Below are 26121 nucleotides of genomic sequence, written 5' to 3'. Positions count from 1 at the left end.
GCCGGGCGGCGGTCTGTTGCTCAAATCACCGTGCGGCGCATCTTAACCGGGTATTTACCCTTGTGCCCGCTTGGCTGCGCTCATAATTGCAACCTATGGCGCTTCGCAGTTTCTTTGCTCAGGACAGTTCGAGTCTGGTTGTCACATCGAGTTCAAACGGCTCGATTGTCGGTAATGCGGTCATCAATAATTCGGACACGCCCAACGGGACGGTCTTCGCCTATTCCGGCGGCGCCGGAACCAATGTCACGCTGAATGATACCGGCGGCGGGCGGAACAGGTTCAATGACGACCGGGAATCTGATCACGTCATAACCGATGGCGGCGGCATCGTTGCGGACGGTGCCGAGGTCGAATCCGAGTCGCATATCCTGTTGCGCGAGCTCGACGGCAACGGAAATCCTGTCGGGCCGGAGATTACGGTCTACGTCTTTTCACAGGGCGGCCAGACCTCAAATGTCTGGGGCTATTCGACGGACCTGCCGCTTGAGGCCGGGAAATCCTATGTAAAGACCGGTGGCCAGAACACCGGCACGTCGCGCTATTCGGATTATGTCACCTGTTTTGGGGCCGGGACACTGATTGATACCGCAGATGGCCAGGTGGCGGTTGAGGATATCACCAAGGGGCAGCGCGTCTGGACCAAAGAGGCCGGTCTGCAGCCGGTGCGCTGGGTCGCGGCCGCATCGGTCTGCGGCCACGGCAGCTTTGCGCCTGTGGTCTTTGCGCCCGGGGCGATTGGAAATGCGGATGAGCTGGTTCTTTCGCAGCAGCACAGGGTTCATGTGGCATTGCCGGTTGCCGAGATGCTGTTCGGCCAGTCAGATGTCCTGGTGGCTGCAAAGCATCTGTGCGGGCTTCCAGGAGTCGGGATCCGTGAGCAGGCCAAAATCCGCTATTTCCACTTCATGTTCGACCGGCATCACATCGTGCGCTCCAATGGCGTGCTGACCGAAAGTTTCTTTCTGGCGCCAGGATCTGTGGCTGCGCTGGATTGGGCGCAGCGCCGTGAACTGCTGTCGCTGTTTCCGTCGCTTGGCCGGGACAGCAGCCGGTTCGGCAAGACTGCAGCGATGACGCTCACCTCAGGCGAGGCGCGTGTGCTGAAGGGCTGCTTGGAATCCTATCGCGGGCAGGTCTGCCTGGCGGCCCGGTGAATTTGCCTGACGCGGCCAGTTTCCCCCTTGGAAATCCCGTAAAATACGACTAACTACGGCTACGAGATAAAGCGTGCGATTCGTCGTGCGCTTTATTTCATTTCGTCCAAGATGGTGGGCGGCCTTTCGATCGGGCCTTAATCTCCCTCCTGAGACGGGTACAGACCAAGAAGATCGAGGGTTTTCATTCCCTCGGGCGGATTTGGCTCATCCCGTAAAACGGACCTGAACGCCGGGCCTTACGGACCGGCAAATATGAGCCGGGGTGCACAAGCATCCCTAACTTGGAGAGAACTGTGGATAGAGCCCAGAAAGAGAAAGTGGTCGAGGAACTCGGCCAGATCTTCGAAAGCTCTGGCGTCGTAGTGGTTGCCCACTACGCCGGTCTGACAGTTGCCGAGATGCAGGATCTGCGCGCGCGTGCAAGCGACGCGAACAGCTCTGTGCGTGTTGCCAAAAACAGGCTCGCCAAAATCGCCCTCGAGGGAAAGCCGTGTGAAAACATGTCTGGCCTGCTGACAGGGATGACCGTTCTGACCTATTCCGAAGACCCCGTGTCCGCTGCAAAAGTGGCCGAGGGTTTCGCCAAGGATAACAAAAAGTTTGAAATCCTCGGCGGCGCAATGGGTGAGAATGCTCTGGACCGCGCAGGCGTCGAAGCCGTGTCGAAAATGCCGTCCCGCGACGAGCTTATTGCTCAGATCGCAAGCTGCATTGGCGCACCCGCTTCCAACATCGCCGGCGCAATTGGCGCACCTGCAAGCAACATCGCAAGCATCCTTTCGACCATCGAAGAGAAGGCGGAAGCTGCGTAAGCGGTTGGCACTGAATGACTGGCGTGGGGCAAAGCCTGCACGTTGGAACACACATACTGTAAACGGAAAGAGCTGATACAATGGCTGATCTGAAAGCACTCGCAGAAAGCATCGTGGGTCTGACCCTGCTGGAAGCACAAGAACTGAAAACCATCCTGAAGGATGAGTACGGCATCGAGCCCGCAGCTGGCGGCGCAGTTGTCATGGCTGCGGCCGACGGCGGCGCAGCTGCTGAAGAAGAAAAGACCGAATTCGACGTCGTTCTGAAGAACGCCGGCGCTTCCAAGATCAACGTGATCAAAGAAGTCCGCGGTCTGACCGGTCTGGGCCTGAAAGAAGCCAAAGAACTGGTCGAAGCCGGCGGCAAGATCAAAGAAGGCGTGTCCAAGGACGAAGCCGAAGACGTCAAAGCCAAGCTGGAAGCAGCTGGCGCAGAAGTCGAGCTGGCCTAAGCCCTGCTCCTGGTGCATTTCTGATGCATCGGAAATTTGGCTGGGTCCGGAGTTTTCCGGGCCCAGCCGAACCTGTCTTAGAAAGGGCCTCTGAGGAGGCGTTTTTTCAGGCGGAGTTCAAAGGATCGGGAGGCTGCCTTCGGGACGGTGGCCATGAATTGATCCGAACGCGCTGTCTCGTATGGGCAAGGTGCCGGGGCCCGGCGGCATCCTTGACCGGTGAGAACTCGAAAGGTGACATCTGACATGGCTCAATCGTTCCTTGGCCAGAAACGTCTACGCAAATACTACGGCAAAATCCGCGAAGTGCTGGAGATGCCGAACCTCATTGAGGTGCAGAAATCTTCCTACGACCTGTTCCTGCGCTCTGGCGATGAAGCCGAGCCGCTGGACGGCGAAGGCATCAAAGGTGTGTTCCAATCGGTTTTCCCGATCAAGGACTTCAACGAGACCTCGGTCCTGGAGTTCGGCAAATACGCGTTTGAAAAGCCGAAATACGACGTCGAAGAGTGCATGCAGCGCGACATGACCTACAGCGCGCCGCTGAAGGTCACCCTGCGCCTGATCGTCTTTGATGTGGACGAAGATACCGGCGCCAAGTCGGTAAAAGACATCAAGGAACAGGATGTCTTCATGGGCGACATGCCCCTGATGACCCCGAACGGCACTTTTGTCGTCAACGGCACCGAGCGTGTGATCGTGTCCCAGATGCACCGTTCGCCGGGCGTGTTCTTTGATCACGACAAAGGCAAGACCCACTCCTCGGGCAAGCTGCTGTTCGCCTGCCGCATCATCCCGTACCGCGGCTCCTGGCTGGATTTCGAATTCGACGCCAAAGACATCGTCTTTGCCCGTATCGACCGCCGCCGCAAACTGCCGGTGACTACTCTGCTGTACGCCCTGGGCCTGGACCAGGACGCCATCATGAGCGCCTATTACAACACCGTCCAGTTCAAGCTTGAAAAGTCCCGCGGCTGGGTTACCCCGTTCTTCCCCGACCGTGTGCGCGGCACCCGCCCGACCTATGATCTGGTTGATGCGGCCACTGGCGAGATCATCTGCGAGGCCGGCAAGAAGGTCACCCCGCGCGCCGTCAAGAAGATGATCGAAGAAGGCACCATCACCGAGCTTCTGGTGCCCTTCGAGCATATCGTCGGCAAATATGTCTCCCAGGACATCATCAACGAAGAAAACGGCGCGATCTATGTCGAAGCCGGTGATGAGCTGACCCTGGAATACGACAAAGACGGCGAACTGATCGGCGGCTCGCTGAAAGGTCTGCTGGATGCCGGCATCACCGACATTCCGGTGCTGGACATCGACAACGTCAACGTCGGCCCCTACATGCGCAACACTATGGCGCAGGACAAGAACCGGTCCCGCGACACCGCGCTTATGGATATCTACCGTGTGATGCGCCCGGGCGAGCCGCCCACCGTCGAGGCTGCGTCGGCCCTGTTCGACACCCTGTTCTTCGATAGCGAGCGTTACGACCTGTCCGCAGTTGGACGCGTGAAGATGAACATGCGCCTGGCACTGGACGCCGAGGACACCCAGCGCACCCTGCGCAAGGAAGACATTGTTGCCTGTATCAAGGCGCTGGTCGACCTGCGGGACGGCCGCGGCGATATCGACGACATCGACCACCTTGGCAATCGCCGTGTACGGTCTGTCGGCGAGCTGATGGAAAACCAGTACCGCGTCGGCCTGTTGCGGATGGAGCGCGCGATCAAGGAACGTATGTCCTCGGTCGAGATCGACACCGTGATGCCGCAGGATCTGATCAACGCCAAGCCCGCCGCGGCCGCGGTGCGTGAATTCTTCGGCTCCTCGCAGCTGTCGCAGTTCATGGACCAGACCAACCCGCTCTCCGAAGTGACGCACAAGCGTCGCCTTTCGGCGCTTGGGCCTGGCGGTCTGACCCGTGAGCGTGCTGGCTTTGAGGTGCGCGACGTTCACCCGACCCACTATGGCCGGATGTGCCCGATTGAAACGCCGGAAGGCCCGAACATCGGTCTGATCAACTCGCTGGCGACCTTTGCCCGTGTGAACAAATACGGCTTCATTGAAACACCCTACCGCGTCGTGAACGAAGCGAAGGTGACTGACGAAGTTCACTACATGTCCGCGACCGAAGAAATGCGCCACACTGTGGCGCAGGCGAACGCGACCCTGGACGAAGATGGCAAGTTCATCAACGACCTGGTCTCTACCCGCCAGTCCGGCGACTACACCCTGGCGCCGCGCGAAAGCGTGGACCTGATCGACGTCTCGCCGAAGCAGCTGGTATCGGTTGCGGCCTCGCTGATCCCGTTCCTGGAAAACGACGATGCTAACCGCGCTCTGATGGGCTCGAACATGCAGCGTCAGGCGGTTCCGCTTCTGCGGGCCGAGGCGCCGCTGGTCGGCACCGGTATCGAGGAAAAAGTGGCGATCGACTCCGGCGCGGCCATTCAGGCCAAGCGTGCGGGCATCATCGACCAGGTCGATGCGCAGCGTATCGTGATCCGGGCCACCTCCGATCTGGAGCTGGGCGACGCGGGCGTTGACATCTACCGCATGCGCAAGTTCCAGCGTTCGAACCAGAACACCTGTATCAACCAGCGTCCGCTGGTGAAGGTGGGCGACACTGTGACCAAGGGCGAAGTCATCGCCGATGGTCCGTCGACCGATATGGGCGAACTGGCCTTGGGCAAAAACGTGGTCGTCGCGTTCATGCCGTGGAACGGCTACAACTACGAAGACTCGATCCTGATCTCCGAGCGCATCGCGCGTGACGACGTCTTCACCTCGGTTCACATCGAGGAATTCGAAGTCGCCGCCCGTGACACCAAGCTTGGTCCGGAAGAAATCACCCGCGACATCCCCAACGTCGGCGAGGAAGCCCTGCGCAACCTCGACGAAGCGGGCATCGTCTACATCGGTGCCGATGTGGAACCGGGCGATATTCTGGTCGGTAAGATCACGCCCAAGGGCGAAAGCCCGATGACCCCGGAAGAAAAGCTGCTGCGCGCCATCTTTGGCGAAAAAGCATCTGACGTGCGCGACACCTCGCTGCGCGTGAAGCCGGGCGACTACGGTACTGTTGTCGAGGTCCGCGTCTTCAATCGCCACGGCGTTGAAAAAGACGAGCGTGCGCTGCAGATCGAGCGTGAGGAAGTCGAACGTCTGGCCCGTGACCGGGACGACGAGCTGGCGATCCTGGACCGCAACATCTATGCCCGCCTGCGCGGCATGATCCTGGGCAAAGTTGCTGTCAAAGGTCCGAAAGGCGTGCGTCCGGGTGCCGAAATCACCGAAGATCTGCTGGACACGCTGTCGCGCGGTCAGTGGTGGATGCTGGCGCTGGAAGACGAGAAGGACGCCCAGGTGGTCGAGGCCTTGAACGAGCAGTACGAGGCGCAAAAGCGCGCCCTGGATGCCCGTTTCGAGGACAAGGTCGAGAAGGTCCGCCGTGGCGACGACCTGCCGCCGGGTGTGATGAAGATGGTCAAAGTCTTCATCGCCGTGAAGCGCAAGCTGCAGCCGGGCGACAAGATGGCCGGCCGTCACGGCAACAAAGGTGTGATCTCGAAAGTGGTGCCGATGGAGGACATGCCGTTCCTCGCCGACGGTACTCCGGTCGACTTCTGTCTTAACCCGTTGGGCGTTCCGTCGCGTATGAACGTCGGTCAGATCCTTGAAACCCACATGGGCTGGGCCGCACGCGGTCTTGGCATCAAGGTGGACGACGCGCTGCAGGAATACCGCCGTTCGGGCGATCTGACCCCGGTCCGTGATGCGATGCACCACGCCTATGGCGACGACGTCTATGACGAAGGCATCGCCAGCATGACCGAGGCCGCCCTGGTGGAAGCCGCAGGCAATGTGACCCGCGGTGTGCCGATTGCGACTCCGGTCTTTGATGGCGCCAAGGAAGACGACGTCAACAACGCCCTGGTGCGTGCGGGCTTTGACCAGTCCGGCCAGTCGATCCTGTTCGACGGCCGCACCGGTGAGCAGTTCGCGCGTCCCGTGACCGTTGGCATCAAGTACCTGCTCAAGCTGCACCACCTGGTGGACGACAAGATCCACGCGCGTTCCACCGGCCCCTACAGCCTCGTTACCCAGCAGCCGCTGGGCGGTAAGGCGCAGTTCGGCGGTCAGCGCTTTGGTGAGATGGAAGTCTGGGCTCTCGAAGCTTACGGCGCCGCCTACACCCTGCAGGAGATGCTCACCGTGAAATCGGATGACGTCGCCGGCCGGACCAAGGTCTATGAGTCGATCGTCAAGGGCGAGGACAACTATGAAGCGGGCGTACCGGAATCGTTCAACGTTCTGGTGAAAGAAGTCCGCGGCCTCGGCCTGAACATGGAACTCCTGGATGCGGAAGAAGAGTAAGGGCTGCGGCCCTTACCCCCTCCTCCCTTCCGCACGAATTTGAGGTATCAAAATGAACCAGGAAATCACCAACAACCCGTTCAACCCGCTGACGCCGCCCAAGGTCTTTGATGAAATCAAAGTCTCGCTGGCGTCGCCGGAACGGATCCTGTCTTGGTCTTACGGCGAAATCAAAAAGCCTGAGACCATCAACTACCGGACCTTCAAGCCCGAGCGCGACGGCCTGTTCTGCGCCCGCATCTTTGGCCCGATCAAAGACTACGAATGCCTGTGCGGCAAATATAAGCGGATGAAGTACCGCGGCGTCGTTTGCGAAAAATGCGGCGTCGAGGTCACCCTGCAGAAAGTCCGCCGCGAGCGGATGGGCCACATCGAGCTGGCTGCACCGGTTGCGCACATCTGGTTCCTCAAGTCGCTGCCGTCGCGCATCGGCCTGATGCTGGACATGACCCTGCGCGATCTGGAACGTGTTCTGTACTTTGAAAACTATGTTGTCATCGAGCCGGGCCTGACCGATCTGTCCTATGGCCAGATGATGACCGAAGAAGAGTTCATGGACGCTCAGGATGCCTTCGGCGTGGACGCTTTCACCGCCAATATCGGCGCCGAAGCGATCCGTGACATGCTGGCCCAGATCGACCTGGAATCCGAAGCCGAGCAGCTGCGCGCCGAACTGGCCGAAGCCACCGGCGAACTGAAGCCTAAGAAGATCATCAAGCGTCTGAAAGTCGTGGAATCCTTCCTGGAATCGGGCAACCGTCCGGAATGGATGATCATGACCGTGATCCCGGTCATTCCGCCGGAACTGCGTCCGCTGGTGCCGCTGGACGGCGGCCGCTTTGCGACCTCTGACCTCAACGACCTGTACCGCCGCGTGATCAACCGGAACAACCGCCTGAAGCGGCTGATCGAACTGCGCGCGCCGGACATCATCGTCCGCAACGAAAAGCGGATGCTGCAGGAATCCGTGGATGCGCTGTTCGACAACGGCCGCCGCGGCCGCGTGATCACCGGCGCCAACAAGCGTCCGCTGAAATCGCTGTCCGATATGCTGAAAGGCAAGCAGGGCCGCTTCCGTCAGAACCTTTTGGGTAAGCGCGTCGACTTCTCCGGCCGTTCGGTCATTGTGACCGGTCCGGAACTGAAGCTGCACCAATGCGGCTTGCCCAAGAAGATGGCGCTCGAACTGTTCAAGCCCTTCATCTATTCGCGTCTGGAGGCCAAGGGCCTGTCCAGCACCGTGAAGCAGGCGAAGAAGCTGGTCGAAAAAGAGCGTCCCGAAGTCTGGGATATCCTCGACGAGGTGATCCGCGAACACCCGGTGATGCTGAACCGCGCACCGACGCTGCACCGTCTTGGCATCCAGGCGTTTGAACCCACGCTGATCGAAGGTAAGGCCATCCAGCTGCACCCGCTGGTCTGCTCGGCGTTCAACGCGGACTTTGACGGCGACCAGATGGCTGTGCACGTGCCCTTGAGCCTTGAGGCCCAGCTGGAAGCGCGCGTCCTGATGATGTCCACGAACAACGTTCTGTCGCCGGCCAACGGCGCACCGATCATTGTTCCCTCGCAGGATATGATCTTGGGTCTTTACTATGTGACCCTGGAACGCGAAGGCATGCCGGGCGAAGGCATGGTGTTCGGCTCGATCGAAGAAGTTCAGCATGCGCTGGACGCTGGTGTTGTGCACATGCACACCAAGATCACCGCCCGGATCACCCAGTTCGACGAAGAAGGCAACGAGGTTAAGTCGCGGTTTGAAACCACGCCTGGCCGTGTCCGTCTGGGCGCGCTGCTGCCGAAAAATGTCAAAGCCCCGTTTGAACTGGTCAACCGCCTGCTGCGGAAGAAAGAAGTGCAGCAGGTCATCGACACCGTCTACCGCTACTGCGGTCAGAAGGAATCGGTTATCTTCTGTGACCAGATCATGACCATGGGCTTCCGCGAAGCGTTCAAGGCGGGCATTTCGTTCGGCAAGGACGACATGGTGATCCCCGACACCAAATGGACGCTGGTTGAAGAAACCCGTGATCAGGTGAAGGACTTTGAACAGCAGTACATGGACGGCCTGATCACCCAGGGCGAAAAGTACAACAAAGTTGTCGATGCATGGTCCAAATGTAACGACAAGGTCACCGACGCGATGATGGGCACCATCTCGGCTGACAAGCGCGACGAGGCTGGTGCCGTTATGGAACCGAACTCGGTTTACATGATGGCCCACTCCGGTGCGCGTGGCTCGGTTACCCAGATGAAGCAGCTGGGCGGCATGCGCGGCCTGATGGCCAAGCCGAACGGCGACATCATCGAGACCCCGATCATCTCGAACTTTAAAGAAGGCCTGACCGTTCTCGAGTACTTCAACTCGACCCACGGCGCCCGTAAAGGTCTGTCCGATACCGCGCTTAAGACGGCGAACTCGGGTTACCTGACCCGCCGTCTGGTGGACGTCGCACAGGACTGCATCGTGCGTGAGAACGATTGCGGCACCGAGCGTGCGATCACTGCCGAAGCGGCTGTGAACGATGGTGAAGTCGTCGCGACCCTGGGCGAACGTCTTCTGGGCCGCGTGGCTGCAGATGACATCCTGCGTCCTGGCACCGAAGAAGTCATCATTGCTGCAGGCCAGCTGATCGACGAACGTATGGCAGATGCGGTGGAAGAGGCCGGCGTTCAGTCGACCCGTATCCGCTCGCCGCTGACCTGTGAGTCGGAAGAGGGCGTCTGCGCCATGTGCTATGGCCGTGACCTGGCGCGCGGCACCAAGGTGAACGAAGGCGAAGCGGTGGGGATCATCGCGGCGCAGTCGATCGGCGAACCCGGCACCCAGCTGACGATGCGGACCTTCCACATCGGCGGCGTTGCCCAGGGTGGCCAGCAGTCGTTCCAGGAAGCGTCCCAGGAAGGCAAGATCGTCTTCGAGATGCCGCAGACCCTGGAAAACGCCAACGGCGAGACCATGGTTGTCGGCCGCAACATGAAGCTGATCATTCAGGACGAACACGGCGAAGAGCGTGCCAGCCACAAGCTGGGTTACGGTTCCAAGCTGTTCGTCAAGGAAGGTCAGGACATTGCGCGCGGCGACAAGCTGTTCGAATGGGATCCCTATACCCTGCCGATCATCGCCGAGAAGCCGGGTACTGCCAAATACGTGGACCTGGTCTCGGGCCTGGCTGTCCGTGACGAGACCGACGAAGCCACCGGCATGACCCAGAAGATCGTGATCGACTGGCGCACGGCTCCGAAAGGCTCGGATCTGAAGCCGGAGATCATCCTTGTCGACAGCAACGGCGAGCCGATGCGCAACGACCTTGGCAATCCGCTGACCTATCCGATGTCGGTGGATGCGATCCTCTCGGTCGAAGATGGCGATCAGGTTGTGGCTGGTGACGTTGTTGCGCGTATCCCGCGTGAAGGCGCCAAGACCAAGGACATCACCGGTGGTCTGCCGCGCGTTGCCGAATTGTTCGAAGCCCGTCGTCCGAAAGACCACGCGATCATCGCCGAAATCGATGGTTACGTGCGCTTTGGCCGCGACTACAAGAACAAGCGCCGCATCGCGATCGAACCGTCGGACGAGACGCGGGATGCCGTCGAATACATGGTGCCCAAGGGTAAGCACATTCCGGTTCAGGAAGGTGACTTTGTCCAGAAGGGCGACTACATCATGGACGGCAACCCGGCGCCGCATGACATCCTGTCCATCATGGGTGTCGAGGCTCTGGCCAACTACATGATCGACGAGGTTCAGGACGTCTACCGCCTGCAGGGTGTGAAGATCAACGACAAGCACATCGAGGTGATCGTCCGCCAGATGCTGCAGAAGTGGGAGATTTCAGACTCCGGCGACACCACGCTGCTCAAAGGCGAACACGTGGACAAGCAGGAGTTTGACGCAGCCAACGAGAAATCGCTGGCCCGCGGCAAGCGCCCGGCACAGGGCGCACCGATCCTGCTCGGCATCACCAAAGCGTCGCTGCAGACCCGCTCCTTCATCTCGGCGGCCTCCTTCCAGGAGACCACCCGGGTTCTCACCGAGGCTTCGGTGCAGGGCAAGAAGGACAAGCTGGTCGGCCTTAAGGAAAACGTCATCGTGGGCCGCCTGATCCCGGCCGGCACCGGTGGTGCGACCCAGGCAGTGCGCGCCATTGCCCAGGGCCGCGACAACGTGGTTCTGGAAGCCCGCCGCGAAGAAGCCGAAGCCGCTGCAGCCCTGGCCGCACCGGTGATGGACGAAGACGCGATGGGCGGCGACGATCTGGATATCCTGGTCGAAACCCCGGAAAGCCGCGACTAAGCTACGGCACATACCTACAGGAAAGCCCCCGCATGATCTCATGCGGGGGCTTTTTCATATCCGCAACCACAGCTATCGTCAGCCGGGCGCGGGATCACGCCGGGCAACACGGCTGGCAGGCAGGGGACGGTGATGGACATCAGGCTGCGGATGATTGGACTGGTGCGGTTTTCCGTGCTCAGCACGAATTACTATTCAGAGCGGTTCAACAGTTTGGAGGAAAAGGCAGCACATCTGTTCTCGCCGGAACGGATGGAATTGCGCTTCCGGCTGTTTGAACATTTGTGCCTGCGGTCGCTGACACAGCAAAGCGACCCGAGTTTCCGGCTGATCGTTCTAACCTCGGAAGACCTGCCTGATCCCTATCTGGAACGGCTGCTGGAACTGACAGAACCTTACAGCAACATCTTCTGCCACGGTGCGGCGCCGGACACGCACTACCAGCAGCTGAAAGACGCTTTTGGCCTGGTGAATTTACGGCGTGCTACCCATCATGTTCTGTTCCGGCTGGATGATGACGATGCTTTGGACCGGAATTTCGTCAAACGCACCAAGGGCTTTGCCCGCGGCATGATCCCGTTGCAGGGTGAAGGCCAGACTCCGTTCATCATTGCCCATAACCGCGGCCTGTATCTGGAAAAAACAGCCAAAGGCGCCGAGCTGTATGACACCTGCGAGCGGTCGCCGTTGTCCACCGGCCTGTCGCTGGTTGCTCCGGCGGATCACCGGGCCAACCCCTATGCGTTCAACCACCGCAAAATCGCGCAGCACTACAATACGTTTTCCGACATCTCGGTGCCCGCCTTCCTGCGGACCATTCATGGCGACAACAAATCGGATCCTGCGCAACTGGGTCTGACCCGGAAATGGCCCGCCCGCCAAATCGAAGACGCGCTGAACGAGCATTTCGGCTTTACACCGGCGCGTCTCAAGGCCTTGCTTCCGTAGCTGCCAGCCTGGCCGCGGCCGGTTTAGCGCGTCTTGAACGCCGCCCGCACCTTGGCTGCACGCAGACCAAAGACCGTTGCAAATTCAGCTTCCTGCTTGCCCGTCAGCGGTGCGACGTCAACAGCTGCGGCGCCGTCTTGCCGGGAGTCATTGAACCGGTTGTGGCTGCGGACCCACATGGGGACGTCGGTAATGGTGACAGACGGCATGTGGTGGTGAATACGGTGATGGGCAAAGTTCATGATCGTTTTGCGGCTGCCCGCTGCCACATGCATGCCAAGGGCTGCGGTGAAATAGGGCCGGACGGTTGGTGCTGCTGAAATGCCGTCCGGGCCGAACTCCGCGACATAGCCCCGGTTGAAATCAATCGCAGCCGAGGCGGATTTGGCAAACAGTTTGGCGCAGTCTTTTGCGGTGTCCCGCAGGCGCTCGACAAACTCCGTTGCCACCGCGTCATCATCGTCGAACCTGAATTGCAGGCAGGGCTGGCCGGGTTTCCGCCTTGCACCGTTCAGAAGATCTTTCATCACCTCGCGATGCCTGCGCGGCGGCTCTGCGTGAAGCTGGATTTGCGGTATGTCCGCGATCAGATCCTGCAGCCGGTCGCGGTGAACCTGGGGCAGGCTGTCGCCGATCACCATGATCAGGTCGAAATCCTGGTCGGTTTGCTCCCGCAGGCAGGGCAGGGCGACAGTTTCCAGCAGCCGGAACCGCTCTTCCATCCGGGTTTCGGCATAGAGATAGGCAATCCGCTCCTCAATCGTTTCATGCTCCACTTGGAACCCGCCGATGGCCGGATAGGAAAACCGGCACAATCCGATGACTTGCATTCTGAAATCCGTCTTATACTAAAGCACTGCCGCCGCGACTATGCCGCTGTGCGGCGCCGCGGGCAAGGGCGGGCCGGTGCGGGCAGGGGGCACGGACACGCGTGCGGACCTGCCGGCGGCAGGGCCGCCTCCGCCCGCTGTTGACAACCTTGGCGACTCCCCATATACGCGCGCTTATCCGGCACCCGGAGTGTATTCTTCGAAAGCCGAATTCAAAATTGCAGTGGCTCAAGGCTTGGGCACTTTTACCACCCGGGCCCTCTGTAACCTCACCGCGTCGTCTCACCTCGGAATGGGAGCGATTGCGGTTTTTGCGCTTGTGGACGCACAAGTGCAGCGAAATCACCCGCACGCGCCGGCGTGCATGACAGTGTTGCGAAAACGGGGAAAACCTGAATGCCAACGATCCAGCAGCTGATCCGCAAGCCGCGTCAGCCGAAACGCAAAGTTTCGAAGTCCCAGCACCTCGAGCAGTGCCCGCAGAAGCGCGGCGTCTGCACCCGCGTGTACACCACCACACCGAAGAAACCGAACTCCGCTATGCGGAAAGTTGCGAAGGTCCGTCTGACCAACGGTTTCGAAGTGATCTCCTACATCCCCGGTGAAAGCCACAACCTTCAGGAGCACTCTGTGGTTCTGATCCGTGGCGGCCGGGTAAAAGACCTTCCGGGTGTCCGTTACCACATCCTGCGCGGTGTTCTGGATACCCAGGGCGTTAAAGACCGTAAACAACGCCGTTCGAAGTACGGCGCCAAGCGTCCTAAGTAAGAAGGAGAGGCTGATATGTCACGTCGTCACGCCGCCGAAAAACGCGAAGTCCTGCCCGACGCCAAGTTCGGCGACCGCGTTCTGACCAAATTCATGAACAACCTGATGATCGACGGCAAGAAGTCGGTCGCAGAGCGTATCGTCTACAACGCCTTTGACCGCGTTGAAGGCAAAATCAAGCGCGCTCCGGTTGAAGTGTTCCACGAAGCTCTCGACAACATCAAACCCTCGGTCGAAGTCCGTTCGCGCCGTGTGGGCGGTGCCACCTACCAGGTGCCGGTTGAAGTCCGCCCCGAGCGCCGTGAAGCACTGGCAATCCGCTGGCTGATCACTGCTGCGCGCAAGCGCAACGAAAACACCATGGAAGAGCGCCTTGCAGGCGAGCTGATGGACGCTGTCCAGTCCCGTGGCACCGCAGTGAAAAAGCGCGAAGACACCCACAAGATGGCCGAGGCGAACAAAGCCTTCAGCCATTACCGCTGGTAAGCCGGAGGACCTAGACCTATGGCACGCGACTATCCGCTAGAACTGTATCGTAACTTCGGTATCATGGCGCACATCGATGCAGGTAAAACCACCTGCTCCGAGCGCATCCTGTATTACACCGGCAAATCCCACAACATCGGTGAGGTGCACGACGGTGCAGCCACCATGGACTGGATGGAGCAGGAACAGGAACGCGGCATCACCATCACTTCGGCTGCGACCACCACATTCTGGGAACGCACCGAAGATGGCGAAACCGCTGACTCGCCCAAGCACCGCCTGAACATCATCGACACCCCCGGCCACGTTGACTTCACCATCGAAGTTGAACGCTCGCTGGCGGTTCTCGACGGTGCTGTCTGTGTTCTGGACGCCAACGCCGGTGTTGAACCCCAGACCGAAACCGTGTGGCGTCAGGCTGACCGCTACAAGGTTCCGCGCATGGTGTTCGTCAACAAGATGGACAAGATCGGCGCTGACTTCTTCAACTGCGTCAACATGATCGAAGACCGCACCGGCGCCCGCGCGGTTCCGGTTGGTGTGCCGATCGGCGCCGAAACCGAGCTGGAAGGCCTGGTTGACCTGGTCAACATGGAAGAATGGCTGTGGCAGGGCGAAGACCTTGGCGCATCGTGGATCAAAGCACCGATCCGCGACAGCCTGAAGGACATGGCTGACGAATGGCGCGGTAAGATGATCGAGGCGGCCGTCGAAATGGACGACGACGCCATGGAAGCTTACCTGGAAGGCGAAGAGCCTGACGTGCCGACCCTGCGCAAACTGCTGCGCAAGGGCACGCTGGAAATGGCCTTTGTGCCGGTTCTGGGCGGCTCCGCGTTCAAAAACAAAGGCGTGCAGCCGCTGCTGAACGCTGTGATCGACTATCTGCCCAGCCCGCTGGACGTTGTTGATTACATGGGCTTCAAACCCGGTGACGAAGAAGAAGTCCGTGACATCGCCCGCCGTGCGGACGACAACATGGCGTTCTCGGGTCTGGCGTTCAAAATCATGAACGACCCCTTCGTCGGCTCGCTGACCTTTACCCGGATCTACTCCGGTGTCCTGAACAAGGGCGACACGCTCTTGAACTCGACCAAAGGCAAGAAAGAGCGCGTTGGCCGGATGATGATGATGCACTCGAACAACCGTGAGGAAATCACGGAAGCGTTCGCGGGCGACATCATTGCGCTGGCAGGTCTGAAAGACACCACCACCGGTGACACCATCTGCGCTGTCAACGACCCGGTCGTGCTGGAAACCATGACCTTCCCCGATCCGGTGATTGAGATCGCGGTTGAGCCCAAGACCAAGGCCGACCAGGAGAAAATGTCCCAGGGCCTGCAGCGTCTTGCTGCTGAAGATCCGTCCTTCCGCGTCGAGACCGACATCGAGTCCGGTCAGACCATCATGAAGGGCATGGGCGAACTTCACCTGGATATCCTGGTTGACCGCCTCAAGCGTGAATTCAAGGTCGAAGCCAACATCGGTGCGCCGCAGGTTGCCTACCGCGAGACCATCTCCAAAGAGGTCGAGCATTCCTACACCCACAAGAAACAGTCGGGTGGTTCGGGCCAGTTCGCCGAGGTGAAACTGATCATCTCGCCGACAGAGCCGGGCGAAGGCTATTCCTTCGAATCCCGCATCGTTGGCGGTGCGGTTCCGAAGGAATACATTCCGGGCGTCGAAAAAGGCATCAAGTCCGTCATGGATAGCGGCCCGCTGGCCGGCTTCCCCGTGATCGACTTCAAGGTTGCCCTGATCGACGGTAAGTTCCACGATGTGGACTCCTCGGTTCTGGCCTTTGAAATCGCGGCCCGCATGGGCATGCGTGAAGGCATGCGCAAGGCTGGTGCGAAACTGCTCGAGCCGGTGATGAAAGTCGAAGTGATCACCCCGGAAGACTATACCGGCGGTATCATCGGCGATCTGACCTCGCGCCGGGGCCAGGTGTCCGGCCAGGAGAACCGCGGCAACGCAATCGCAATCGACGCGTTTGTGCCGCTGGCGAACATGTTCGGCTACATCAACACCCTGCGTTCGATGAGCTCGGGCCGCGCCCAGTTCACCATGCAGTTCGACCACTACGAACCGGTTCCGCAGAACATCTCGGAAGAGATCCAGGCGAAATTCGCGTAAGCGTCAAAAAAATGAGGGGTTCGCGTCCGCAGCGGCCCCCTCTCGAAACAATAGGAGGCCATCATGGCTAAGGAAAAGTTCGAACGCACAAAACCGCACGTCAACATCGGCACCATCGGCCACGTTGACCACGGCAAAACCACGCTGACCGCAGCAATCACCAAATACTTCGGTGACTTCAAAGCCTACGACCAGATCGACGGCGCACCGGAAGAAAAAGCCCGCGGCATCACCATCTCGACCGCCCACGTCGAGTATGAGACCGAAGGCCGCCACTACGCCCACGTCGACTGCCCCGGCCACGCTGACTATGTGAAAAACATGATCACCGGTGCGGCGCAGATGGACGGCGCGATCCTGGTTGTGAACGCTGCTGACGGCCCGATGCCGCAGACCCGCGAGCACATCCTGCTGGGCCGCCAGGTCGGCATCCCGCACATGGTTGTCTTCATGAACAAAGTTGACCAAGTCGACGACGAAGAACTGCTTGAGCTGGTCGAGATGGAAATCCGCGAGCTGCTGTCCTCCTACGACTACCCGGGCGACGATATCCCGATCATCGCGGGTTCGGCTCTGGCCGCTATGGAAGGCAACAAGCCGGAAATCGGCGAAGAAAAAATCCGCGAGCTGATGGCCGCTGTGGATGACTACATCCCGACCCCGGCGCGTGCTGTTGACCAGCCGTTCCTGATGCCGGTTGAAGATGTGTTCTCGATCTCGGGCCGCGGCACCGTTGTGACCGGCCGGGTTGAGCGCGGTGTGATCAACGTTGGCGACTCGATCGAAATCGTTGGTATCCGCGACACCAAGACCACCACCTGCACCGGTGTGGAAATGTTCCGCAAGCTGCTGGACCGCGGTGAAGCCGGCGACAACATCGGCGCCCTGCTGCGCGGTATCGACCGTGACGGTGTTGAGCGCGGCCAGGTTCTGTGCGCACCGAAATCGGTGAACCCGCACACCAAGTTCGAAGCCGAGGCCTACATCCTGACCAAGGAAGAAGGCGGCCGTCACACGCCGTTCTTTGCGAACTACCGTCCGCAGTTCTACTTCCGCACCACCGACGTGACCGGCACCGTGACCCTGCCTGAGGGCACCGAGATGGTCATGCCGGGCGACAACCTGAAGTTCGACGTTGAGCTGATCGCGCCGATCGCGATGGAAAACGGCCTGCGCTTCGCCATCCGCGAAGGCGGCCGCACCGTCGGCGCTGGCGTCGTTTCCAAAATTACCGAGTAATTTTGGAAACAGTGGCGGCAGGCGGTTTTCGCTAGAAAATCGCCGAGAGCCACACAGGATTGTTCTGCGAAAGGGCCGCTCAATAGAGCGGCCCTTTTTCTATGCGGCAACCTCTGAACAGGGCAGGGACCGGCCAGGGGACGAAGGCCGTCTTGCAAAAGCTCCGGTGGAGCTTTTGAGGCCGCAGGGAGCGTCAGCTCCGGGTGCGATGCAATCGCGCCCGCCCTCCGGGCTGGCCGGGCGCGGCCCGAACGCGGGGCGTCCGGGCGGGTGTTCTTCTGGGAGTCTCGAAAATATTACTTTTGGCGGCTGGGCGATGAAACTAGTTCGCGCGAATGAGAGGCGATCTGTGAACCTCTGCGCGCTGCATACTCATTTATCTGGCGCAGGTGCGATGGCTGTAATTGCGTTAACTGAGAAACTTGGTTGTTTGGGTCTCTTAGCCAAACCATGCAATGAGCTGGGGAGACGGGCATCCAAAGTTCAAAGCGCGGATTTGATAGCCCGTTCGGACCGCCATTGCCAATCCGGTACGCAATTACATCAGACAGGACAAACGACTTTCGAGGCGGAGCGCTTACCCATCGCAAACTTAGTTCAGATAGGGCCTCTTCGCACTTTGGGCTAGGAAGGAGGGTGGCGCGCACACGAATGTCTCGCCCGACTGCAGTAGCGCTTTGTCCCCCAAATCCTGTTCCTATGACCTGTGACTGTTCTTTGTCTCCGTATACTTCTCGGTTTAGTTTGGTCACTTCTTCGATAGCTGTGTTCCCTAGACTTTCGTCGCCTTCATAGTCTGGAATAAATTGAGGTGTTCTCTTAGCCATCTCGAACACCACATCCCGCAGGTCTTTGAGCGTGTCCGTTGCGATGTTAGGGACACTCTTGGCTCGAAGGGTGGTATTTAGCTTTGGTAGTGTTCTCCCAAGAAAATTGTCAACTGCACCATAGAAATCACTTTCGATGATAGAGGATAGCTTGTCGTCCTCCAGAACTGTGTAGTAGTCGCGTATCCAAAATGCTCCTTTCGGGGACCGGCGGTCGGGAGTTGAATATCGGTTAGAGTCGTTCCTTGCCGAATACCAAATCTTTCCTTCCGCGTCTGTGAACTGGTGTTGCAGTATTTGTGGCACGACATGGTGACGCTTCGCACGTTTGCTAGGCATGATACGGTTAACTTATTTTGGTTAAATCATATTGGTAGCGTAACACTGAGAACTCTGCCTTCAATGGTTGAGATGGGTCTTACCATTCACCTTAATGCTCTCTGCACACTCCCAAACAAACCCCAAACCCACCGCACGCCCCAAACGCAACCGTTTCGCCGCGAAACCCCTTGCCACACTGCCCCATCAGGCGTATAGCGCGCAGGTTCGCCATGTGCGGATAGAGGCGGGGTGATTCCCGCCTTTTGGGTTCGACGAGGGTTCCGCGGTGGTCGCAGGCCCTCCTCTCAACCTCAACGCCTCAATAAAGGCAGATGTAATGCAAAGCCAAAACATTCGCATTCGGCTGAAGGCATTCGATTACCGCGTTCTGGATGCCAGCACGCAGGAAATCGTCAACACAGCCAAGCGCACCGGCGCTCAGGTTCGTGGCCCGATCCCGATGCCGAACAAGATCGAGAAATTCACTGTTCTGCGTGGCCCCCACGTTGACAAGAAATCCCGTGACCAGTTCGAAATCCGGACGCACAAGCGTCTTCTCGACATCGTTGATCCGACCCCCCAGACCGTGGACGCGCTGATGAAGCTCGACCTCGCCGCTGGTGTGGACGTCGAAATCAAGCTGCAGTCGTAAGATCGGAGGGTAATGAATATGCGCTCTGGTATTATCGCAAAGAAAGTCGGCATGACCCGGCTGTTCCTGGAAGACGGCAAGCAGATCCCTGTGACCGTTCTGTCGCTGGACGGCCTGCAGGTTGTTGCGCAGCGCACCGACGACAAAGACGGCTACACCGCCGTTCAGCTCGGTGCTGGTTCCGCCAAGGCAAAGCGCACGTCGCAAGCCATGCGCGGCCACTTCGCAGCAGCCAAGGTTGCGCCGAAGCGCAAGCTGGTGGAATTCCGCGTCCCCGCTGACGCGCTGATCGAAGTCGGCGCCGAGATTTCGGCCGAACACTTCCTGGCTGGCCAGAAAGTGGACGTCACCGGCACCTCGATCGGTAAAGGTTTCGCCGGTGCCATGAAGCGGCATAACTTCGGCGGCCTGCGCGCCACGCACGGTGTGTCGATCTCGCACCGTTCGCATGGTTCGACCGGTCAGTGTCAGGATCCGGGCAAAGTCTTCAAAGGCAAAAAGATGGCCGGCCACATGGGCGCTGCCCGCGTGACCACCCAGAACCTGGAAGTGGTGAAAACCGACGCCGATCGCGGCCTGGTCTTCATCAAAGGCGCCGTTCCCGGCCCGAAATCCGGCTGGGTTACCGTCAAGGACGCCGTGAAGAAGAAAGCGCCCGAAGGTCTGCCGTTCCCGGCCGGTCTGAAAGCGGCTGCAACCGATGCACCGGCTGTTGAAGCCCCCGCGGAAGGTGGTGAAGCATGAAACTTGACGTGATCAAACTCGACGGCGGCAAGTCCGGCGACATCGAGCTGTCCGAAGACCTGTTCGGCCTGGAGCCGCGTGCGGATATCCTGCACCGTGTGGTCCGCTGGCAGCGCAACAACGCGCAGGCCGGCACCCACAAGGTGAAGACCCGCTCGGAGACCTCCTATTCGACCAAGAAGATCTATCGCCAGAAGGGCACCGGCGGCGCACGCCACGGTGACCGCAACGCGCCGATCTTCCGCAAGGGCGGTATCTACAAAGGCCCGGTTGTCCGTTCGCACGGCCACGATCTGACCAAGAAGTTCCGCAAGCTGGGTCTGCGCCACGCGCTGTCCGCTAAGGCAAAAGCGGGCGAGCTGGTCATCATCGAGGATGCAGCCTCCGAAGGCAAAACCGCCGCTCTGGCCAAACAGGTGAAAAACCTGGGCTGGAAACGCGCGCTGGTCATCGACGGCTCTTCGGTCAACGAAGACTTCCTGAAAGCGTCGCGCAACATTGAAGGCCTGGATATCCTGCCGACAATGGGCGCAAACGTCTATGACATCCTGAAGCGTGACATCCTGGTGATCACCAAAGCAGGTGTCGAAGCACTGGAGGCTCGCCTGAAATGAGCGCGAAAGCAGAACACTACGACGTGGTCCGCAAGCCGATCATCACCGAGAAAACCACCATGGCGTCCGAAAACGGCGCGGTAGTTTTCGAGGTGGCAATCGACTCGAACAAGCCGATGATCAAAGAAGCTGTTGAGGCTCTCTTTGGCGTCAAGGTGAAGGCGGTCAACACCACCATTACCAAAGGCAAGGTCAAGCGGTTCCGCGGTCAGATGGGCCGTCGTAAAGACGTCAAAAAAGCCTATGTGACCCTGGAAGAAGGCAACACCATCGACGTGTCCACCGGACTCTGAGATTTGCCTCTTTAAGACTTTGGAAGGCCCTCGCGATTGCGGGGGCCTTTTGCGTATGTGCGGGGCAGGCATGTCTGCATGGCGGCTTCCTTGGTGAATTCGGCCCGCTGATTTATAGCCGCTGGCGGTTAAGATCCGCGAAGCCCCGCGTGCGCTGCCTGCGCAACGGGCGGCGTTCAAAAACGGCGCCCCGGCACTATCATTCCTGGCGCTATAGCGTATGGGAGAGGGGCCTTAAGGAGAATGAATGATGGGACCTTCACAGAGTTTACCTGAACTGGTCGCGGCGGCGCGGGCCAATGCCAAGACGCTTGAAGATCGCATTATGGCGGCGCAAACCCCTGACGGCCAGAGTGAGGAGCTGCGCGCTGCCACGGCCGCGCTGGAGGCCGCAGCGGTTGATATCTTCACTTTGTTCGAGGCGCGGATGCAGCACCATTTCAGGCGGGGGCCGTTTTCGCGGAAACTGACATCCCTGCTGTCGCAGTCCGGGGAAACCGGCCTCGCCGAGAGAGTTCATCAGTATTATCTGGTGATCAACGTTCTGAAGCATGGCAAGGGGGCGAGCTACCGGGAATTGCTGAATGCTCCGGCGTCCAAGTTTGCCGTGACCACCGGCCAGGACACTGCCGCCGAGGACGGGGTGGCATCCGTGGGGCTGGTGGACATCAGTTTTCCTGGCTTCTTTGCCGGGCTGACCGAGACCATTCTGGACGCCAGCCGGTTTCTTGAGGCGCAATAGGGCGCAGCCCGCCGCGCCAGCGTCATGCTGAAAGCATGCCTCCGGCATGGCCCGCCCCCACGGGGTGGCGCTACTTAGCTGGTGTTGTGCTTGTCGGCGAGGTTTTGTGGATTTGGCCGGGATAAAGTGGCATACGCCACGTTGATGGCGCCACCCCGTGGGACGGCGCTGGCACGTCTTTCTAATTGAAGCCAGCTAAAAGCTGAATAGGGTCGACCACTGTTGGCGAGGGAGCTAACCGAAGTCGGAAAGCCGGAAATGTTCAATAGAAGAGTTGTCTCTATGGAATCATAGACACGACCATTGCCACCTTTCCCCGACTCTGCTAAGCCGCACCAATCCTGCAGACCCCGGATTCGTTCCGGGGTTGTTACGTTTGTCAGGATGTTTGAACTTTGGGACCTTCGGGGCCCTATACATCGGCCACCCTAGTAGGGCGTCTCCACAGGAGGCAACCGGGCGGGGGGCTTACACATAGCGGGTCCAAAGACAAAAACCTAAGGGCCTGCACGCTAAACGGAAGACAGAAAGCATGGCACTTAAGTCGTATAAGCCGACGACGCCGGGCCAGCGTGGGCTGGTTCTGATCGACCGTTCGGAGCTTTGGAAAGGGCGTCCGGTCAAATCTCTCACTGAGGGTCTGACCAAATCGGGCGGCCGGAACAACACCGGACGGATTACTTCTCGCCGCCGCGGCGGCGGCGCAAAGCGTCTCTACCGGATCGTTGACTTCAAACGGAACAAATTTGATGTCGCGGCCACCGTTGAACGGATCGAATACGACCCGAACCGGACCGCATTCATCGCGCTGATCAAATACGAAGACGGCGAGCAGGCCTATATCCTGGCACCGCAGCGTCTGGCAGTCGGCGACAAGGTCATCGCTTCGGCGAAGGCTGACATCAAGCCGGGCAACGCAATGCCGTTCTCGGGCATGCCGATCGGTACCATCGTTCACAACATCGAAATGAAGCCCGGCAAAGGCGGCCAGATCGCCCGTGCAGCCGGTACTTACGCTCAGTTCGTTGGCCGTGACGGCGGTTACGCCCAGATCCGCCTGTCCTCGGGCGAGCTGCGTCTGGTGCGTCAGGAATGCATGGCCACCATCGGTGCCGTGTCGAACCCCGACAACTCGAACCAGAACTTCGGTAAAGCCGGCCGTATGCGCCACAAGGGCAAGCGTCCTTCGGTGCGTGGTGTGGTTATGAACCCGATCGACCACCCGCACGGCGGTGGTGAAGGCCGGACCTCCGGTGGCCGCCACCCGGTGACCCCCTGGGGTAAACCGACCAAGGGCAAACGGACCCGCAACAAAAACAAGGCGTCGCAGAAGCTTATCGTCCGCTCGCGCCACGCCAAGAAGAAAGGCCGCTAATCCATGGCACGTTCCGTATGGAAAGGCCCCTTCGTTGATGCTTATGTCCTGAAAAAGGCCGAAGCAGCGCGTGAGTCGGGCCGCAATGAAGTGATCAAGATCTGGTCGCGCCGTTCCACCATCCTGCCGCAGTTTGTCGGTCTGACCTTTGGTGTCTACAACGGCAAAAAGCACATCCCAGTCAACGTCTCGGAAGACATGATCGGTCAGAAGTTCGGTGAGTACTCGCCGACCCGCACCTATTATGGCCATGCCGCTGACAAAAAAGCGAAGCGGAAGTAAGTCATGGGTAAGGAAAAGAATCCCCGCCGCGTGGCAGACAACGAAGCAATGGCAAAACTGCGCATGCTCCGTACCTCGCCGCAGAAACTGAACCTGGTGGCTCAGATGATCCGTGGCAAGAAAGTCGAGAAGGCGCTGACCGACCTGACATTCTCCAACAAGCGGATTGCAGCAGACGTGAAGAAATGCCTTCAGTCCGCCATCGCAAACGCCGAAAACAACCACAACCTGGACGTCGATGAACTGGTCGTCGCCGAGGCGTGGGTCGGCAAAAACCTGACCATGAAGCGCGGCCGTCCGCGTGCCCGTGGCCGGTTCGGCAAAATCCTGAAGCCGTTTGCGGAGATCACCATCAAGGTGCGTCAAGTTGAGGAGCAAGCCTAATGGGTCATAAAGTCAATCCGATCGGCATGCGCCTGCAGGTGAACCGCACCTGGGACAGCCGCTGGTACGCTGACACCAAAGACTACGGTGATCTGCTGCTCGAGGACCTGAAAATCCGCGAGTTCATCAAAACCGAGTGCAAGCAGGCGGGCATCGCCCGTGTGATCATCGAGCGCCCCCACAAGAAGTGCCGTGTGACCATTCACACCGCGCGTCCGGGCGTGATCATCGGCAAGAAAGGCGCGGACATCGAAGTGCTTCGCAAGAAGCTGGCTTCGATGACCGACAGCGAGCTGCACCTGAACATCGTTGAAGTCCGCAAGCCGGAACTCGACGCTGCTCTGGTCGGCGAGTCCATCGCTCAGCAGCTGGAACGCCGTGTGTCCTTCCGCCGCGCGATGAAACGTGCCGTGCAGAACGCCATGCGCATGGGCGCCCTGGGTATCCGGGTGAACGTCGCTGGCCGTCTGGGCGGTGCTGAAATCGCCCGTACCGAATGGTACCGCGAAGGCCGCGTGCCGCTGCACACCCTGCGTGCCGACATCGATTACGCACCCACCGAAGCGGTGACCCCTTATGGGATCATCGGGATCAAGGTCTGGATCTTCAAAGGCGAGATCATGGAGCACGATCCTTCGGCACGTGACCGTAAAGCACAAGAAATCCAGGACGGCCCAGCACCTCGCGGTGCCGGTGGCGGCCGTCGCTAAGGAGGATTTGAGATGCTTCAGCCAAAGCGCACTAAATTCCGCAAAATGCACAAGGGCCGGATTCACGGCCTGGCAAAAGGCGGTTCCGACCTGAACTTCGGCACCTATGGCCTGAAGGCAACCACTCCTGAGCGTGTGACTGCACGCCAGATTGAGGCTGCCCGCCGCGCCATGACCCGGCACATGAAACGCCAGGGCCGTGTCTGGATCCGTATCTTCCCGGACACTCCGGTGACCTCGAAGCCGACCGAAGTCCGTATGGGTAAAGGTAAAGGTTCCGTGGACTACTGGGCAGCCAAGGTTAAGCCTGGCCGCGTGATGTTCGAGATCGACGGCGTCACCGACGAAGTCGCCCGCGAGGCCCTGCGCCTGGCAGCGATGAAACTGCCGGTCAAGACCCGCGTCGTGGTTCGCGAAGACTGGTAAACGGCGGCCTTGCCGCCGCCTGCGCGGCCGTTGCTTTTGCCTGCAAGAGCGATGAAAGCGCAGCCGGTTTCTAAAATCAAAGGACCCCCGCTGAGCAATCAGCGGGGGTTCTTCCGTTGTGTCCGCCAGCCGGGGCGCTGCCCCCGCCGCCTTTGGCGGCTCCCCCGGGGTATTTGCACCCAGAAAGAAGCTGCAGGAAGCATCTCGCCAAGGCAGGGGCACTGCGCTAAGACGGCGCTATGGCCCAGATTGAATCGCTTTTTGTGACCCGCCTCTACCGCGCGCAATTGTCCGAACACGGACCATCGATTGACGCGCAGGAAATGGAAAACTCCTGTCTTGTCATCGCCGGTGATGACGATGCCGGGCAGGACTGGTGCGAGGAGAACGGCTATCCCGGCTATACCTCCTATGCCTCGCTCACCGATCTGCCCTGGCGGTTCCCGGTCTTTGCCGATCTGGTGAAATCGCTGGATCTGCATGTTGCGGCATTTGCCAGGGATCTGGAGCTGGATCTGGACGGGCGGGCGCTGGTGCTGGAGGATTTGTGGATCAACATCCTGCCCGAGGGCGGCACCCATGCCAGCCACATTCACCCGCATTCGGTGATTTCCGGCACCACCTATGTGTCGATGCCCGACGGCGCCTCGGCGCTGAAGCTGGAGGATCCGCGCCACGCCATGATGATGGCGCATCCGCCGCGCACCAAAGACTGCCGCCAGGAATTGAAGACCTTTGTCTACCAGTCGCCAGCGGTCGGCGACGTGCTGCTGTGGGAAAGCTTCCTGCGCCACGAGGTGCCGATGAACATGGCCGAGGACGAGCGGATCAGCGTCAGCTTTAACTACAAGTGGGAATAAGCCTTATTGCGTTCGGCTGAACGCTAGTATGGTCTTGCATGTAGCGGGAGATGCGATTTGGAGCTAGTTTATCACTTAGCACTAATATTGGGCTGTCTCGGGGTCGTAGTGCTGCTGCTCTATGCTGTGGTAAACCTCAAAACCATTTTCGCCTGGGTGTTCAAGTGGAGTCTGATCGTTCAATTGTGCGCCATGGCCGTTTGCTTTCCCATCGTTGCAATTTTTGCTGTTCTTGAACGTGAGCTCGGCCTCGACATAGCCGTTTTTCAGTTAGTATTCCCTGTGGGCTATCTAATAATCTGCGTTCTAGTGGCGCTGTATTTTTACAGTACGAAATGGCCGGAGCGCGGCGTTAAGAAGCTATCTGAGGACGGCTGAGTTTC

The 26121-nt window shown here is 59.5% G+C and carries 24 protein-coding genes; 22 read left to right on the top strand and 2 right to left on the bottom strand.

Annotated features, from left to right (window positions below; translation table 11 throughout):
* The first annotated feature begins 95 nt into the window (after positions 1-95).
* The 6 genes from K3557_RS16965 to K3557_RS16940 all read left to right on the top strand — a co-directional run bounded on the left by K3557_RS16965 (position 96) and on the right by K3557_RS16940 (position 12049).
* On the top strand, positions 96-1157 hold the full coding sequence (locus tag K3557_RS16965; protein WP_259995187.1) for a Hint domain-containing protein: 1062 nt from the start codon (positions 96-98) through the stop codon (positions 1155-1157).
* 296 nt (positions 1158-1453) lie between these two features.
* Positions 1454-1972: a 50S ribosomal protein L10 gene (gene rplJ, locus K3557_RS16960; RefSeq protein ID WP_259989290.1), complete on the top strand. Its 519-nt coding sequence runs from the start codon at positions 1454-1456 to the stop codon at positions 1970-1972.
* Positions 1973-2052: 80 nt separating this feature from the next.
* The gene (rplL, locus tag K3557_RS16955) at positions 2053-2424 is read left to right on the top strand and encodes a 50S ribosomal protein L7/L12 (protein WP_129372232.1); all 372 of its coding nucleotides are present in this window, start codon (positions 2053-2055) and stop codon (positions 2422-2424) included.
* Positions 2425-2670: 246 nt separating this feature from the next.
* Positions 2671-6804 carry a DNA-directed RNA polymerase subunit beta gene (gene rpoB, locus K3557_RS16950; protein ID WP_259989293.1) on the top strand — a complete coding sequence of 1378 codons (4134 nt, stop codon included), beginning with the start codon at positions 2671-2673 and terminating at the stop codon, positions 6802-6804.
* Positions 6805-6856: 52 nt separating this feature from the next.
* Positions 6857-11101 carry a DNA-directed RNA polymerase subunit beta' gene (gene rpoC, locus K3557_RS16945; protein WP_259989295.1) on the top strand — a complete coding sequence of 1415 codons (4245 nt, stop codon included), beginning with the start codon at positions 6857-6859 and terminating at the stop codon, positions 11099-11101.
* Positions 11102-11233: 132 nt separating this feature from the next.
* Positions 11234-12049 (top strand): putative rhamnosyl transferase, encoded by an 816-nt coding sequence (locus tag K3557_RS16940; protein ID WP_259995185.1) that lies wholly within the window; start codon positions 11234-11236, stop codon positions 12047-12049.
* Between the two features lie 23 nt (positions 12050-12072).
* Here K3557_RS16940 and K3557_RS16935 read toward each other — a convergent pair whose 3' ends face one another.
* Entirely contained in the window at positions 12073-12879 is an 807-nt protein-coding gene (locus K3557_RS16935; protein ID WP_259995183.1) for a putative rhamnosyl transferase, read from the bottom strand.
* Positions 12880-13275: 396 nt separating this feature from the next.
* Here K3557_RS16935 and rpsL point away from each other — a divergent pair, with 396 nt between their 5' ends.
* The 4 genes from rpsL (at position 13276) to tuf (ending at position 17508) form a co-directional block, all read left to right on the top strand.
* The gene (rpsL, locus tag K3557_RS16930) at positions 13276-13647 is read left to right on the top strand and encodes a 30S ribosomal protein S12 (protein WP_008204009.1); all 372 of its coding nucleotides are present in this window, start codon (positions 13276-13278) and stop codon (positions 13645-13647) included.
* A 15-nt stretch (positions 13648-13662) separates the two neighbouring features.
* A complete protein-coding gene (gene rpsG / locus K3557_RS16925; RefSeq protein ID WP_027257337.1) occupies positions 13663-14133 on the top strand; it encodes a 30S ribosomal protein S7 in 471 nt (156 codons plus the stop codon).
* 18 nt (positions 14134-14151) lie between these two features.
* A complete protein-coding gene (fusA, locus tag K3557_RS16920; RefSeq protein ID WP_259989301.1) occupies positions 14152-16269 on the top strand; it encodes an elongation factor G in 2118 nt (705 codons plus the stop codon).
* A 63-nt stretch (positions 16270-16332) separates the two neighbouring features.
* The gene (gene tuf / locus K3557_RS16915; protein WP_259989277.1) at positions 16333-17508 is read left to right on the top strand and encodes an elongation factor Tu; all 1176 of its coding nucleotides are present in this window, start codon (positions 16333-16335) and stop codon (positions 17506-17508) included.
* A gap of 296 nt (positions 17509-17804) precedes the next feature.
* Here tuf and K3557_RS20645 read toward each other — a convergent pair whose 3' ends face one another.
* The gene (locus tag K3557_RS20645; RefSeq protein WP_409201189.1) at positions 17805-18674 is read right to left on the bottom strand and encodes a DUF4238 domain-containing protein; all 870 of its coding nucleotides are present in this window, start codon (positions 18672-18674) and stop codon (positions 17805-17807) included.
* A 319-nt stretch (positions 18675-18993) separates the two neighbouring features.
* On the opposite strand from K3557_RS20645, the gene rpsJ reads away from it, so the two are divergent.
* The 12 genes from rpsJ to K3557_RS16855 all read left to right on the top strand — a co-directional run bounded on the left by rpsJ (position 18994) and on the right by K3557_RS16855 (position 26116).
* Complete coding sequence (gene rpsJ / locus K3557_RS16910) at positions 18994-19308, top strand: 30S ribosomal protein S10 (RefSeq protein ID WP_019298501.1); 315 nt, start codon at positions 18994-18996, stop codon at positions 19306-19308.
* A gap of 18 nt (positions 19309-19326) precedes the next feature.
* Positions 19327-20052 (top strand): 50S ribosomal protein L3, encoded by a 726-nt coding sequence (gene rplC, locus K3557_RS16905; protein ID WP_027257340.1) that lies wholly within the window; start codon positions 19327-19329, stop codon positions 20050-20052.
* A complete protein-coding gene (gene rplD, locus K3557_RS16900; RefSeq protein ID WP_259989305.1) occupies positions 20049-20666 on the top strand; it encodes a 50S ribosomal protein L4 in 618 nt (205 codons plus the stop codon). The genes rplC and rplD overlap by 4 nt, the downstream gene beginning before the upstream one ends.
* A complete protein-coding gene (locus tag K3557_RS16895) occupies positions 20663-20959 on the top strand; it encodes a 50S ribosomal protein L23 (RefSeq protein WP_024088533.1) in 297 nt (98 codons plus the stop codon). The genes rplD and K3557_RS16895 overlap by 4 nt, the downstream gene beginning before the upstream one ends.
* Before the next feature lie 247 nt (positions 20960-21206).
* On the top strand, positions 21207-21701 hold the full coding sequence (locus tag K3557_RS16890) for a hypothetical protein (RefSeq protein WP_259995181.1): 495 nt from the start codon (positions 21207-21209) through the stop codon (positions 21699-21701).
* Positions 21702-22233: 532 nt separating this feature from the next.
* The gene (gene rplB, locus K3557_RS16885; protein ID WP_259989309.1) at positions 22234-23076 is read left to right on the top strand and encodes a 50S ribosomal protein L2; all 843 of its coding nucleotides are present in this window, start codon (positions 22234-22236) and stop codon (positions 23074-23076) included.
* A 3-nt stretch (positions 23077-23079) separates the two neighbouring features.
* Positions 23080-23358 (top strand): 30S ribosomal protein S19, encoded by a 279-nt coding sequence (gene rpsS / locus K3557_RS16880; protein WP_024088539.1) that lies wholly within the window; start codon positions 23080-23082, stop codon positions 23356-23358.
* A gap of 3 nt (positions 23359-23361) precedes the next feature.
* Positions 23362-23742: a 50S ribosomal protein L22 gene (rplV, locus tag K3557_RS16875; protein WP_035919887.1), complete on the top strand. Its 381-nt coding sequence runs from the start codon at positions 23362-23364 to the stop codon at positions 23740-23742.
* Positions 23742-24452, top strand: coding sequence for a 30S ribosomal protein S3 (gene rpsC / locus K3557_RS16870; protein ID WP_044008297.1), 711 nt, complete (start codon positions 23742-23744; stop codon positions 24450-24452). Before rplV ends, rpsC begins: the two co-directional genes overlap by 1 nt.
* Before the next feature lie 12 nt (positions 24453-24464).
* A complete protein-coding gene (gene rplP, locus K3557_RS16865; RefSeq protein WP_024088541.1) occupies positions 24465-24878 on the top strand; it encodes a 50S ribosomal protein L16 in 414 nt (137 codons plus the stop codon).
* A 239-nt stretch (positions 24879-25117) separates the two neighbouring features.
* The gene (locus tag K3557_RS16860) at positions 25118-25738 is read left to right on the top strand and encodes a TIGR02466 family protein (protein WP_259995180.1); all 621 of its coding nucleotides are present in this window, start codon (positions 25118-25120) and stop codon (positions 25736-25738) included.
* Positions 25739-25846: 108 nt separating this feature from the next.
* Positions 25847-26116 carry a hypothetical protein gene (locus K3557_RS16855; RefSeq protein WP_259995179.1) on the top strand — a complete coding sequence of 90 codons (270 nt, stop codon included), beginning with the start codon at positions 25847-25849 and terminating at the stop codon, positions 26114-26116.
* Positions 26117-26121: the final 5 nt, after the last annotated feature.

Origin of the sequence: Leisingera sp. M523 (assembly GCF_025141335.1) — a bacterium.
In the GTDB taxonomy this organism is placed as follows: Bacteria; Pseudomonadota; Alphaproteobacteria; order Rhodobacterales; family Rhodobacteraceae; genus Leisingera.
The sequence above is the reverse complement of the archived record's forward strand: the minus strand, read 5'-3'. Positions and strand labels throughout refer to the sequence as shown.